Source organism: Caulobacter sp. X, from assembly GCF_002742635.1.
Lineage (GTDB): Bacteria > Pseudomonadota > Alphaproteobacteria > Caulobacterales > Caulobacteraceae > Caulobacter.
In genome coordinates this window covers 886104-898169 of sequence record NZ_PEGF01000002.1, presented here as the reverse complement: position 1 = coordinate 898169, position 12066 = coordinate 886104, and the positions used below count along the sequence as shown (strand labels likewise).

Below are 12066 nucleotides of genomic sequence, written 5' to 3'. Positions count from 1 at the left end.
TTAGGCCGCGTCTTCGCCCGGCAGCGGCGCCAGGCGATAGCCCAGGCCCCGGACGGTCTCGATCCGCTCGGCGCCCAGCTTTTTCCGCAAGCGGCCGATGAACACCTCGATGGTGTTGCTGTCGCGGTCGAAGTCCTGGTCGTACAGGTGCTCGACCAGCTCGGTGCGGCCGATCACCCGGCCCTGGTGCATCATCATGTAGTGCAGCAGGCGGTATTCCAGCGAGGTCAGGCGCAGCGGCTCGCCATTGACGCTGGCGCGGGCCGCGCGCGGGTCCAGGCGCAGCGCTCCGCACGACAGCGACGGGGCCGCGTGGCCGGCCGAGCGGCGCAGCAGGGCCCTAAGGCGCGCCAAGAGCTCCTCGGTGTGGAAGGGCTTGGCCAGATAGTCGTCGGCGCCCGCGTCGAAGCCGGCGACCTTGTCGCTCCAAGCGCCGCGCGCGGTCAGGATCAGGACCGGGGTCGTGACATTGCCGCGCCGCCAGCGCTCCAGCACCGACACGCCGTCCACCTTGGGCAGGCCAAGATCGAGGATCACCGCGTCATAGGGCTCGGTCTCGCCCAGGAACTGGGCTTCCTCGCCATCGGGGGCGTGGTCGACGGCGTAGCCGGCGTCGGCCAGGGCCAGCTTCAGCTGGCGCGTCAGATCGGGATCGTCCTCGACGAGCAGGATGCGCATGGGTCCTCGAAAACTCCTCAGCCCCCGCTGATGATCTGTCCGGTCTCGGCGTCGACGATGAAGTCGATGCGGCGCCCGTCGGCCGTGGCCCAGCGGACGCGGTAATTGCGGCCTTCGAGACCGGCGTCGAGCACGCGGCCCGGCACGCGGCGCGAGATCATCTCGATCACCCGCGACAGCGGCACCAGGCGCCCCGACTGCACGCCGCCCCGCGCCTCGTCCTGCTGCGCGCGCCAGTCGGCGCCCAGCGAGTCGGGCCCACGACGCTGCGCCGACGCCGCGCCCGGAAGGGCGGCGGCCAGCGCGGCGGCGACGAGGATGACGCGGATCGTTTTCATGCTCTCCGGTCTAACGGAACGCGGCTGAATGGAGACTGAACGCTCAGCTTATGAACGGGCTGCGTCGTTCTGTCACGGTCGGACACGCTTTCGACCGCGCACGCCGCCCTACTTCCGCTTCGGCGTATACGGCTTCTGCTCGCGCCAGGCCTGGGCGAATTTCTCGAGGTCCTGGTCGATCGTCTCGGGCAGGGTGACGACCAGACGCGCCAGCAGGTCGCCGCGCTTGCCCTTGGCGTCGGCGAAGCCGCGGCCCTTCAGGCGCAGGGTCTGGCCGCTGTTGCTGCCCTTGGGGACGTTCAGCATCACATTGCCGTCGGGCGTGGGGGCCTCGACCTTGCCGCCCAGCACCGCGTCGGGGACCGAGACGGCCAAGTCCATGACCAGCGCGTCGCCCTCGCGGCGATAGATCGGGTGCGGCTTGATCGCCAGTTCGATCATGGCGTCGCCGGCCCCGCCGCGCCCTGGGCTGCCCTGCCCCTTCAGGCGCAGGGTCTGGCCTTCCTGGGCGCCGGCCGGGATGGTGACGTCGATCGTGCGGCCGTCCGAGAAGCTGACCCGCTTCTTCCCGCCCTTGATCGCCTCCTCCAGGTCGATCTCGAGGCGCGCCTTCACATCGGCGCCGCGCGGGGCGAAGCCGCCGGTCTGGCCGCCGCCGCCGAACGGTCCGCGACCGCCGCCGAACATCCCGCCGAACAGGTCCGAGAGGTCGATCTCCGGACCCTCGTCGACGCGGAAGCCGCCTCGGCCAAAGCCGCCGGCGTTGAACGGACCGTTGCCGGGCTGGCCGCCGAAGCCGCGCATGGTCTCGCGCCCATCGGCGTCGATCTGGCCCAGGTCGAACTTCTTGCGCTTCTCCGGATCGCCGACGATGTCGAAGGCGGCGCTGACCTGCTTGAACTTCTCCTCGGCCTTCTTGTCGCCGGGGTTGGTGTCCGGATGATGCTGCTTGGCGAGCTTGCGGAACGCCTTGCGGATCTCGTCCGCGCTCGCGGTGCGGGAAACGCCGAGTTCCTGGTAGGGGTCACGCGCCAAGGAAGGTCCTCATCAAGCTGGGGGCAGGTTGGGGTAACGCCCTCCATCTAGAACGTCCAGCGCGCCGCGCAAGCCCTCATGTGGCATTTTTACCACAATACTGTCGTCACCACGGCGCCCCAGCCGTAAAGGGCGTCGGCCTGGGCGACCTCCAAGCGCGCGGCGGAGGACGGCGCGTCGGCCGCTCGCATGACGGCGGCGTAGACAAAGACCGGCTCCGACACCTCGACCTCGCGCAGGACCGCGGCGCCGTCCAGCACGCGGACACGATACCGCTCGACGCCCTCGACCAGCGGGACCTCGCCGGCCCAGACGTCGCCGCCGGCCCGGGCGCGGCGGATCCACGAGACCCGCAAGTCGCCGCCGACCATTCGCGTCCGCAAGTGCGCCGGGGCCAGCGGCCGCAGGGCCCGGCCAGTCCAGACCACCGTCGCCTCGGCCGTCCCCGCCCCTGCCGGAGGACCGCCGGCTGGGGCCGCGCGGACCTTCAGCGGACCCCCGCGCTCGAAGGCGGCGACCTCCATCGGGACCACCGCCTCGTCCAGCAGCACGACCGGCGCGCCAGCCAGGATCACCGCCTCGCTGGCCGCGCCGTCGCGCTGGCCGCGCAGCAGGCCCGACAGGCGCCAGACGTCCGGCGAGATCAGCTGGGCGTCGCGATAGCCGATCACCTCCCAGACCCCGTCGCCCGCCTGGATCGCCAGGGCGTTGCGGCCGGCCAGCACCGCGCCGAGCGACGCCGAGGACAGGCTGCTCCCCTCCATCCGCACCGTCAGGCTCCCCGCGCGGTCGACACGGTGTGGCGAGGCGGGCGAGAGCTCGGTCAGGGTCACGCCCAGCGTCGCGGGCCGGCTGACGCGCGCTCTCACGCTCAGGGTGTCGAGGTCGGGGCCGGCGTGGATGTCCAAGGGCCGCCACGGCTCGGCGGCCGCCGCGACCAGGGGCCGGGCGTCATCCGCCAGGGCGCCGTCCGACGGCAGGTCCAGCACCCGCAGCACCGGCGGCGGCGAAGGCTCTTTCGGCGGGGCCGGCGTCCAGTCGAGACCGCCGCTCACCCCCTGCCCGGCCACGACGGGGACCAGGGTCGCGCGCGGCCGCTCGTCGAGATCCAGGCGCGACACCCGCCAGGCGCCGCCGTCGTGGGCCAGGCGGTCGCCGGGCTCCAGCCGCAGGGCGGCCGAAGGCGACAGATGGAGGATCCGCGAGCGCCGCGCGGCCTCGTCGGCGGCCAGCATGCGGCGGGCGCAGGCCTCGGCGTCGGGGGCGGCCAGCACCATCGGCGCGTCGGTGTCGCGAGTCCCCTCGCCCTGCTCGCGCCGCACGACCACCGCGCCCACCTGATAGTCGCGCCCGGCGTCCAGGAAGCGCAGGCGCAGGGCCTCGGCGGCGGGCTCCAGCACGCGGGTCTCGCGCTCGACGACGCCGTCGTCGGGGCGGACGAGATCGCTCTCCGCCAGCGCGCCCGCCACGCGACCCGAGCGGGCCAGCATCTTCATGTGATCGCCGCGCTCGACGGGATCCAGGGCGAAGGCCTCGGTGAGGGGTGCGAGCGCGTCGCGCAGGCGCATCGGCCGGTCGACGACATAGCCGCCCACCGAACCGCCCGCCTCGCCCGGATCGATCGCCACGCCGGCCCGCGCGCCCAGGGCCCGGATCAGCTCGGGCAACGGCGCGATCCCGGCGCGGCCGGTCAGCCAGTGGCCCAAGGTCCACGAGCTCCCGTCCGCCCAGACCTCCGACCGCGCCGGGAAGTCCGGGAACGGTCGCGCGTCCCAGCACCAGGCGCTGGCGGCCTCGATCATCGGCCCGCCATAGACGGGCGAGACCGGATTGGCGGCCGGGTCGTCCAGCCAGGCCAGCACCGCCTCCAGGCAGCGCCGCTGGCCGAAGTCGTCGCGCTCGCCGGTCGAATATGGCGGCAGGAAGCTCTCGGAGCTCTTGGGATCGATGAAGAGGTTCGGCGAATTGCTCCCCTTGTCGACGGCCGGGCAGCCGAACTCGGTCAGGCGGATCGGCTTGGACCGCGGAACCCAGGCCGTGGGCGAGGCCGCGCGGACGCCGCCGGGGCGGTCGTGGTGTGGGTTGCTCCACCAGGCCCTCAGGTCCTTCGGCCGGAACATCCAAGGCTCGCCATGAGCGCCGTCGGTGATCGGCGCGCGGGCCTGGGCGTCGCGGGCGGCCTGGCTCGGGTAATACCAGTCGAAGCCCTCGCCGCCCGTCAGGCCGGCGCGCAAATAGGCCGGATCGTGCGGACCCAGGAAGCCGGCGGCGGCGTCCAGATGGGTCTCGCCCTCGCGCCAATCGGTGATCGGCGGGTACCAGTCGACGCCGACGAAATCGATGTTCGGATCGGCCCACAGCGGGTCGAGGTGGAACACCGCATGGCCGCTCCCGTCGGCGGGCTGATGGCCGAAGTATTCCGACCAGTCCGCCGCGTAGCCGAGCTTGGTCGAGGCGCCCAGCACGGCGCGGACGTCGGCCGCCAGGGTCTTCAGCTTGGCGACGGCTGGATAGGTCCCGCCCGGCCCACGCGTGGTGGTCACGCCGCGCAGCTCCGAGCCGATCAGGAAGCCGTCCACCCCGCCGGCCTGGGCCGCGAGGCTGGCCTGATGCAGCACCATTCGCCGCAGGCCCCATTCGCCGTCGAAGAAGGCGTTCACCTGGGCGGTCGCCGCCGCCGTCCCGTCCGCGCCGGCCTCGCACGCGATCCGGCCGCGCCACGGATAGGCGGGCTGGCCCGGCGGGGTGTCCATCAGGATGAACGGATAGAGCGTGACCTTCAGGCCCCGCCGCTTCAGCTCGGCGATCGCCTGCAGCACCACCGCGTCGGCCGGCGTGCCGCCATAGGCGGGCTTGCCGTCCTTCAGCGAGACCAGATGCGCGCCCGAACGCTCCACACCGGCCACGCTCCAGGCGATCGGCAGGGTGTCCTTGGCCGCTTGCTCGACGCCCGGCCGGATCTGGCACTGGCCGCAGCGCAGGTCCGTCCCGAACCAGGCGACGACCAGGGTGACATGATCGACGTTCGGCAGCTGCGCCTGCAGCTGGTCCAGCGCCACGACGAGGTCGGCGCGGCCGTCGGCGTTGTGGACGCTCTCGCTGGCCGCGCGGGTCAGACCCTCGCGACGCAGGACAGCTTCGGTCGCATAGACGAATTCGCCCGCGCCCGGGATCAGGCAGACGCCCTTCAGCCGCTCCTCCAGGCCCGGCGGATCGCCGGGCGTGCGAGGCCGACGGAAGACTTCGAAGGAGAGCTGCGGCGGACGATTGCCGAACGCCTCCAGCGGCAGGTCCTCGAAAACCACATAGGCGACGCCGCGATAGGCCGGCGCAGCGCCCTCGATGGCGGCGATCAGCGGATCGGGCGCCTGGTCCTCGGTCCCCAGATGGACGCGCATCGTGACGCCCGAGAGCTCCATGACCCGCCCGTCGGCCCAGACCCGGCCGATCCCGTCGATCGGTCCCTCGGCCACCGCGACGGCGAACGACAGGCTGTAGGCGTAGGACGTCGTCTTCTGGCCCTTCGAGCCGCCGACGCGACCCTCGATCCGCTTCTCGCGAAAGCGCGCGGCCCAGATCACCTGGCCGCCGACCCGCGCGCGACCGAACACGCACGGCAGCGCCGCGCCCTCGGCGGCGCCGGTCAGACGAAGCTCGGGGATGCGCGGACCGACTTGGCGCGCGGGCGACAACGCCGAGAGCGCGGCCTGGTCGACCGCCGCCCCCAGCGCCGCGCCCGCCACCGCGCCCAGCGGCCCGCCGATCGCCGCGCCGACGCTGGAGAGGATGACTTGAGCCATCTTCGAACTCCTCAAGGAAAACGGAAGGCCGCGACCAGCCGCTCGCGCCACCAGCGGCCCAGCGCGCTCTCGACGCAGGCCCGGCCCCAGTAGGCGTGGATCATCCGGTCCGAGCCGGACTGGATCGCGCAATGCTTGGCGACCGCGCCGGGCGCCATGCGGAAGATCAGGACGTCGCCGGGGCGGGCCTCGGACAGCGGGATCGGCGTCAGCCAGCGGCCGAACGCTTCGAGCAGGAGTTCGCGCCCGCCGACATCGGCCCAGTCGGGCCGGTAAGGGGGCGGAGCTTCGGGCTCGGCGCCATGGATCGCGCGCCAGACGCCGCGCACCAGGCCCAGGCAGTCGCAGCCCGCGCCGAGGGTCGAGGCCTGGTGGCGGTAGGGGGTTCCCAGCCAGAGGCGGGTTTGGGCCACGATCAGATCCTCCCCCGCGATGCGGGGGAGGTGGCCCGGAGGGCCGGAGGGGGCTAGCTCGATCCTTACGGTGTTCGCCCCCTCAGTCGCTCCGCGACAGCTCCCCCGCATCGCGGGGGAGCATCTGAGGCCGCCCCTCACCGCCGCCCGCCGTCGTTGCGCTCGCCCTCGACGGGGTACAGCGTCAGGAAGTCCTCGCCGGGCGCGGTCGGAAAGCCTCGGAAGTTGTCGCCATTGCCGAACACGCCGACGCAGGTCGTCCAGCGCTTGTCGCAGGTCGCGCCGGGATGCGCTGAAGGATCAACGCCGCAGCGTTCATCTCCCAGCCGCGCGTCGCAGAGGCGGGTGAAGGTCCGCCCCGCCACCCTCTCCAGAGCCGCCGCCGGTCCGGCCAAGGTCGCCTTGAACGCCTGCCCCTCGCGGCTCAGCGCCGCGATCGTCGCGGTCCACAGGCGGACGAGACGCGAGGGCGCGCTCCAGGCCACCCGCAGGGCAAAGACCTTGGCGCCGTCATAGAGGCCGGCATCGAGGTCGCCTTCCGAGATCCCCGCGTCGTCGAGCACGCCCAAGGCCGCCGCCTGCCCCGGCGCGTAGCCGACGCCCGCCTCGCTGGCGCCGGGGCTCCAGCCGCCGCCGGCCCGGCAGGCGACGCCGTCGACGACGAGGTCGCGGTCGTGGTCGGTGAAGCCCAGCCGCACGCCGTCCGACCGCTCGACGATCCAGGCGTGGCACAGGCGGGAAAGGTCGATCCCCTCCGGAAGCGCCCGCATCAGTCGCGCACCTCGATCAGGGCGCAGGCGCTGACGCGGCCGGCCGAGAAGCCTTCCAGGGTGATGTCCAGCCGGTCGGTGTCGAAGCGCACCGGCGTGTCGAACTCGAAGCCCGCCGTCACCGCCTGCCCTGCCGCCGGGGCCGTCGATAAGGTCACGAGGCCCGTCGTCGCCTCGACCGAATAGGCCCCCGCCGCCAAGGCGACGCCCGCCACCGCGACCTTGACCGTGCCGGCCACCGGTTTTGTGATCGGCCGCGCCAGGGCCGTCGCGCCCGTCCCATAGGTCTTGGTCAACGGGAAGACCTTGCGACCGCCGTCGCCGGTCCCGATCGGCTGGTCGGTCGCCGCCGGCTGGGCCGAGGGCGCGCAGGACTTGAAGTCGGCCGGATCGCGGAACCGGAAGCCCGCCAGCCGTCCCCGCCGCGCCTCGAAGAAGGCCAAGAGCTCGGCCAGCTCGTCCAGAGGGCGAGCAGCGGTGGCGATCAGGTAGCGGCGGCGGCCGCGCGTCCAGGCGCTGGTCCGCTGCTCGGCGCCCGAGGCCAGGGCGACGATGTCGGTGCGCCATTCGACGCCGCCGGCGCAGCCGAACGCCAGGCGCGCGGGCAGGCGCGCCTCATGGAACTCGCTCATGGCGATCCTCACGAAAAGGTTTTGCGAAATTTGACCGGGAGGCGCGCCAGGAGCGGCCGAACGCCATTAAGTCTTGGTCATGACCCGCTTTTCACTTCATCAGCGGGTCTTCGGCTCCTACCTATGGAGTCGAGATTGGAGACTGAAGATGGATTGGAAGACCCTGTTCCTGTCGCCGGAAGGCCGCATCGGCCGCCAGGCGTTCTGGATCGGCTGGCTCGTCCTGCTGGGCGTCAACATCGCGCTGGGCTGGCTGCCCGTCATCGGCGCGGTGATCAGCCTGGCGACGATCTATTCCAGCGTCTGCATCCACGCCAAGCGGCTGCACGACATGGGTCAGACCGGCTGGTGGCAGGTGCTGCCTTGGGTTCTGGGTCCGGTCCTGATCATGGGCTCGGCCTTGTCGATCGGCGTCATGCCGGCCATCGCGGCCCTGACCAGCGGCGAGCCCGAGATCGCGGCCCTGACCGCCCTGGGCGGCTTCTTCATCTCGTGCTTCATCGCCTTCGCCATCTGGCTGGCCTTCACCCTGTGGGTCGGCTGCAGCCTGGGCCAGCCGCGCGACAATCAGTACGGCCCGCCTCCGCCGAACACGACCGCGGTGGCGTTGTAGGTGAAATCCCCCTTCCCCCTTGATGGGGGATGGGTCGGGGATGGGGGTGATCCTCCGCGTTGGACTATGGCGAGGCGTCAACCGCCGAAGTCCCCCCCACCCTACCCTCCCCCATCAAGGGGGAGGGATTTCACAATCGCCGCGCCCCCAGCGTCACCGCCCTGGCCAAGGCCTGGGCGATCTGGGCGTCGGAGCGGACCAGGCTCGAGGCCTCGCCGCCCTGGACGTTGATGGTCACTGACACCCCGCCGTTCCCGGCCGGCTCGATGCTTCCCGCCGAGGTCGGACGGAACACCTCCGGCCCGCGCTCGCCGACCAGATAGGCGCCGCCCGGCAGCACCGGACCGCCGTCGGCGCGGGCGCCGGCGAAGGCCTTCGAAAGCGTATCGCCCAGCACACCGCCCTTCGGCGCCGCCCCGGCCGCGCCCAGCACGGCGCGGGCCAGTTCGGCCAGCGACACCTGGCCGTCCGAGGCCGCGCGGGCCAGCGACTTGACCAGGGACGCGCCGGCCCGGGCGAAGGCCTCGTCGATCGACCGCGCGGCGCGTTCGGCCGGCGCCTTTAAGGCGTCGAGCGCGGCGGCGGCCTCGGCGGCGCGGGCGGGCACGGCGGCCAGACCGTTCGTGGAAAGGCCGTCCTCTTGGAAGCTCATGATGGGATCTCCTCGTCAGGATAGCGGGCGATCAAGGCGGAGAGGTCGGCGCGCGATGGCGCCGGCGCGGGCGGCGTTTCGGTCAGGGCCCGCCACTCCTTCAGCGACAGGCGCCAGAAGGCCTCGGGCGGCAGGCCTAGACCCAGCGCCAGGCGCAGCGGCGCGGCCCAGGCGCTCATGCGCAAGCCGCCAGGGCGGCGGCCAGGGCCGAGGCGGCTTCCGGCACGGTGGCGCGGGCGGCGATCTCCGGCGCCTCGCCGCCGCCCTCCAGCAGCGCGGCCAGCACGGCCGACAGGTCGGTCGCGGTGAGCGTGGCGATGCGGTCGGGCAGTTGCGACCAGTCAGCGAGGCCCAGGGCGGCCTCGATCCGGGCCAGGGCGCCGAGCGTCAGGCACAGACGTCGCGGCGCGCCGGCAAGCGTCACGACGACCTCGCCGCGGGCGGGGTTGGGCGGGAGCATGGGTGGGGATTCCTTGGTAGAGCGCCCCCTCCCCCGCTTCGCGGTCCCCCTCCCCCGTTGCACGGGGGAGGATGAAGTCCTCCTCACCCGCAAAGCGGGGGAGGTGGCGCGCGACAACGTCGCGTGACGGAGGGGGCGCTTGCTGAAACTAGATCGCCGTGAAGCTCACCGCCCCGGCGCTGGCCAGGCTGATCGCGAAGGTCGCCTCGCCGTCGTGGTCGCCGGCGTATTCCAGCGCCGCCACCAGGAACGGGCCTTCCAGCTGCCCAAAGTCCGGGATCACCAGCCGCCAGGTCCTGGCCGACTGGTCGAAGAAGCTCGTGCGCACCTGGGCGTCGGACGCGGCGTCGCGGAAGATGCCCGAGCCCGACACCGCCACCGACTTCACCCCCGCGCCGGCCAGCAACTCGCGCCAGCGGCCCGTGCTGTCGCTGTCGGTGGCGTCGATGGTCTTGGCGTTGAGGCTGAGCGTGCGGGCGCGCAGGCCCGCGACGGTGTGGAAGGTCGGGGTCTGGGCCCCGTCGCTGATCTTCAGCAGCATGTCCTTGCCGGCTTGGGCGGCCATCTTTGACTCTCCTGGTGTTCACTTTCCCCTCCCCCTTGTGGGGAGGGGGCGGGGGGCGGGGGTGCGGCTGTGAGGGTCAGGACACTTCGGTCACCGCTCGCACGCGGACGATCCCCAGGGTGGTCTCGCGGTCGGCGCCGGTGAAGCAGTCGGCATAGGGGACGCGCAGGTTCACGAGCCGCCGACCGCTCAGCGTCGGCTTGGCGTCGTGCAAGGCCGCGCGGACGGCGGCGACCAGCGCCCGGGCCTCCTCCGGCCCGCCGAAGCGGCTGGCGCAGGTCAGGGTCAGCAGGTGCTCGATGGCGTCGCCCTCCGAGACCGGACGGCCTTCCGAGCGGGTGACGACGACGCAGGGATAGGTCGGCAGGCGCGGGGCGGTCGCGTAGATCCGCTGGCCGGCGATGGCGGTGACGGCGGGCGCGGCTTTCAGCGTCGCGACCAGGGCGTCGATCAGGGGCTTGTCGGTCACAGCCGCGCCTTTCGGTAAGGGGTCAGCCACGGCTCGACGAGGGCCAGCGAGGGTTCGCCGGCGTCACGGTGCTCGTAGGCGTGGGCGACCAGGGTGAGGACCGCCAGGCGCAGGGGCGCGGGGCTGGCGGCGGTCAGGGCGACGCTCGCGGCGGCCGCGACGCGCGCCTCGGCGGCGTCAATCAGGAGCGTGAGCACGGCGTCCTCCGCCGCGTCGGAGACGCGCAGGAACGCCCGGGCCTCGGCCAGGGTGAGGGATTGCATGGGGGGTCTCTGAGGGTAGCCCCTCCCCCTCGCGGGGAGGGGTTGGGGTGGGGGCGCTGCTCCGCGCCATGAGGGGACAATGAGGCGCTGACACCCCCACCCCCTGCCCCCTCCCCGCAAGGGGGAGGGGGACGCCGGATAAGCCTACGACGCCGCGAACTTCAGCAGCTTGATCGCGTCGAAGTTCTGCACGCCGCCGCCGACGCGCTTGGTGGTGTAGAAGAGGACGTGGGGCTTGGCCGAGTACGGGTCGCGCAGGACCCGCACCCCGGCGCGGTCGACGATCAAATAGCCCTTCTCGAAGTCGCCGAACGCCACCGACAGGCTGTTGGCGGCGACATCGGGCATGGCCTCGATCTCGGTGACCGGGAAGCCCAGCAGGCTCGCCGACTGCCCCGGCTGCAGGGCCGCGTTCCAGATGTAGTTGCCTTGCGCGTCCTTGAACTTGCGCACTGCGCTGACCGTGCGGCGGTTCATGACGAAGCGGCCGTTCTGGCGGTACTGGGTCTTGGTCGCGTAGATCAGGTCGATCAGCTTGTCGGTCGGGTTCGAGGCCGTCCAGCCGCCGGCCACGCCGGTCGCCAGATAGCCGACCTGACCCCAGGTGTAGCTGGCGTCCGGCGCGGCGGTGTAGGCCAGGAGGCCCTTGGGCTTGTTGACCCCGTCGCCCGACACGAAGGCCGAGGTCTCCTGGGCGGCGAAGGCGTCCTGCACTTCTTCCGCCAGCCACTCGTCGATGCTGACATAGGCGTCGTCCAGCAGGGCCTGGGTGGCGGCCGGGCTGGCGTAGAGCTCGCCGGCCGGGAAGTCGATCACGTCCAGGGTCGGAGCCGTGGTCTCCGGACGCGCGGCGGTCTCGGCTACCCAGGCGGCGGCGAGACCCGTGGGCGAGACCGGCTTGCGGAAGGTCCCGGCGCCGATGGTGCGGACCTGGCAGATCTCGCGCATCGGCGAGGTGGCGGCCAGGCGGCGCAGGATCAGCCGCTCCAGCTCCGGCGGGGCGACATAGCCGCCGGCGGTGGCCGTCCCTTCGGACAGGCCCTTGGCTTCGAGCAGGGCCGCGGGCGTCTCGCCGGTCTTCACATAGCGATCGAAGGCGGCCTTGCGTTCGTCGACCGTGGCGACCGGCGCCTCGCCGCCGAGGGCGGGACGGCGCAGGTCGGCCATCAGGCGATCCAGGCGGTCCTGGGCGCGGCTGACCGCCTCATCGATGCGGCCGACCTTCTCTTCCAGCAGGACGTCGGCCCGCTTGGTCTCAATGGCCGAAAGACGCGCGTCATTGGCGGCCTTGAAGCTTTCGAACGCGGTCAGGACGTCGGCCAGCGCCGCGCGGGCCTCGGGCGAGGCCGCGTGTTTGGTTTCCTTCATGGGGTTCTCC

General features: G+C 72.4%; 15 protein-coding genes. 1 reads left to right on the top strand and 14 read right to left on the bottom strand.

Annotated elements, in window-relative coordinates; translation table 11 throughout:
* The 7 genes from CSW60_RS16495 to CSW60_RS16465 all read right to left on the bottom strand — a co-directional run bounded on the left by CSW60_RS16495 (position 1) and on the right by CSW60_RS16465 (position 7666).
* On the bottom strand, positions 1-678 hold the full coding sequence (locus tag CSW60_RS16495) for a response regulator transcription factor (RefSeq protein ID WP_099538388.1): 678 nt from the start codon (positions 676-678) through the stop codon (positions 1-3).
* Between the two features lie 17 nt (positions 679-695).
* On the bottom strand, positions 696-1016 hold the full coding sequence (locus tag CSW60_RS16490) for a PepSY domain-containing protein (protein ID WP_066680169.1): 321 nt from the start codon (positions 1014-1016) through the stop codon (positions 696-698).
* 108 nt (positions 1017-1124) lie between these two features.
* Positions 1125-2051 (bottom strand): DnaJ C-terminal domain-containing protein, encoded by a 927-nt coding sequence (locus CSW60_RS16485; RefSeq protein ID WP_099538387.1) that lies wholly within the window; start codon positions 2049-2051, stop codon positions 1125-1127.
* Positions 2052-2140: 89 nt separating this feature from the next.
* Positions 2141-5851, bottom strand: a complete 3711-nt coding sequence (locus CSW60_RS16480) for a glycoside hydrolase/phage tail family protein (RefSeq protein ID WP_201723076.1) — start codon at positions 5849-5851, stop codon at positions 2141-2143.
* An 11-nt stretch (positions 5852-5862) separates the two neighbouring features.
* A complete protein-coding gene (locus tag CSW60_RS16475) occupies positions 5863-6375 on the bottom strand; it encodes an NlpC/P60 family protein (protein ID WP_099538386.1) in 513 nt (170 codons plus the stop codon).
* 26 nt (positions 6376-6401) lie between these two features.
* On the bottom strand, positions 6402-7034 hold the full coding sequence (locus tag CSW60_RS16470; RefSeq protein WP_099538385.1) for a DUF2163 domain-containing protein: 633 nt from the start codon (positions 7032-7034) through the stop codon (positions 6402-6404).
* Positions 7034-7666 (bottom strand): DUF2460 domain-containing protein, encoded by a 633-nt coding sequence (locus CSW60_RS16465; RefSeq protein WP_099538384.1) that lies wholly within the window; start codon positions 7664-7666, stop codon positions 7034-7036. Before CSW60_RS16465 ends, CSW60_RS16470 begins: the two co-directional genes overlap by 1 nt.
* A gap of 148 nt (positions 7667-7814) precedes the next feature.
* Between CSW60_RS16465 and CSW60_RS16460 the strand changes: the two genes are divergently transcribed.
* Positions 7815-8279, top strand: coding sequence for a DUF805 domain-containing protein (locus CSW60_RS16460; protein WP_099538383.1), 465 nt, complete (start codon positions 7815-7817; stop codon positions 8277-8279).
* Between the two features lie 130 nt (positions 8280-8409).
* Here the strand turns inward: CSW60_RS16460 and CSW60_RS16455 are convergent, their stop codons facing one another.
* The 7 genes from CSW60_RS16455 to CSW60_RS16425 form a co-directional block, all read right to left on the bottom strand.
* Entirely contained in the window at positions 8410-8931 is a 522-nt protein-coding gene (locus CSW60_RS16455) for a phage tail tape measure protein (RefSeq protein WP_099538382.1), read from the bottom strand.
* Positions 8928-9110, bottom strand: coding sequence for a phage tail assembly chaperone (locus CSW60_RS16450; protein WP_099538381.1), 183 nt, complete (start codon positions 9108-9110; stop codon positions 8928-8930). The genes CSW60_RS16455 and CSW60_RS16450 overlap by 4 nt, the downstream gene beginning before the upstream one ends.
* The gene (locus CSW60_RS16445) at positions 9107-9391 is read right to left on the bottom strand and encodes a GTA-gp10 family protein (protein WP_099538380.1); all 285 of its coding nucleotides are present in this window, start codon (positions 9389-9391) and stop codon (positions 9107-9109) included. The genes CSW60_RS16450 and CSW60_RS16445 overlap by 4 nt, the downstream gene beginning before the upstream one ends.
* 148 nt (positions 9392-9539) lie before the next feature.
* Positions 9540-9956 carry a phage major tail protein, TP901-1 family gene (locus CSW60_RS16440; protein WP_099538379.1) on the bottom strand — a complete coding sequence of 139 codons (417 nt, stop codon included), beginning with the start codon at positions 9954-9956 and terminating at the stop codon, positions 9540-9542.
* 76 nt (positions 9957-10032) lie between these two features.
* Complete coding sequence (locus tag CSW60_RS16435; protein ID WP_099538378.1) at positions 10033-10425, bottom strand: DUF3168 domain-containing protein; 393 nt, start codon at positions 10423-10425, stop codon at positions 10033-10035.
* Positions 10422-10688, bottom strand: a complete 267-nt coding sequence (locus tag CSW60_RS16430; RefSeq protein WP_099538377.1) for a head-tail connector protein — start codon at positions 10686-10688, stop codon at positions 10422-10424. The genes CSW60_RS16435 and CSW60_RS16430 overlap by 4 nt, the downstream gene beginning before the upstream one ends.
* Before the next feature lie 144 nt (positions 10689-10832).
* Entirely contained in the window at positions 10833-12056 is a 1224-nt protein-coding gene (locus CSW60_RS16425; protein WP_099538376.1) for a phage major capsid protein, read from the bottom strand.
* Positions 12057-12066: the final 10 nt, after the last annotated feature.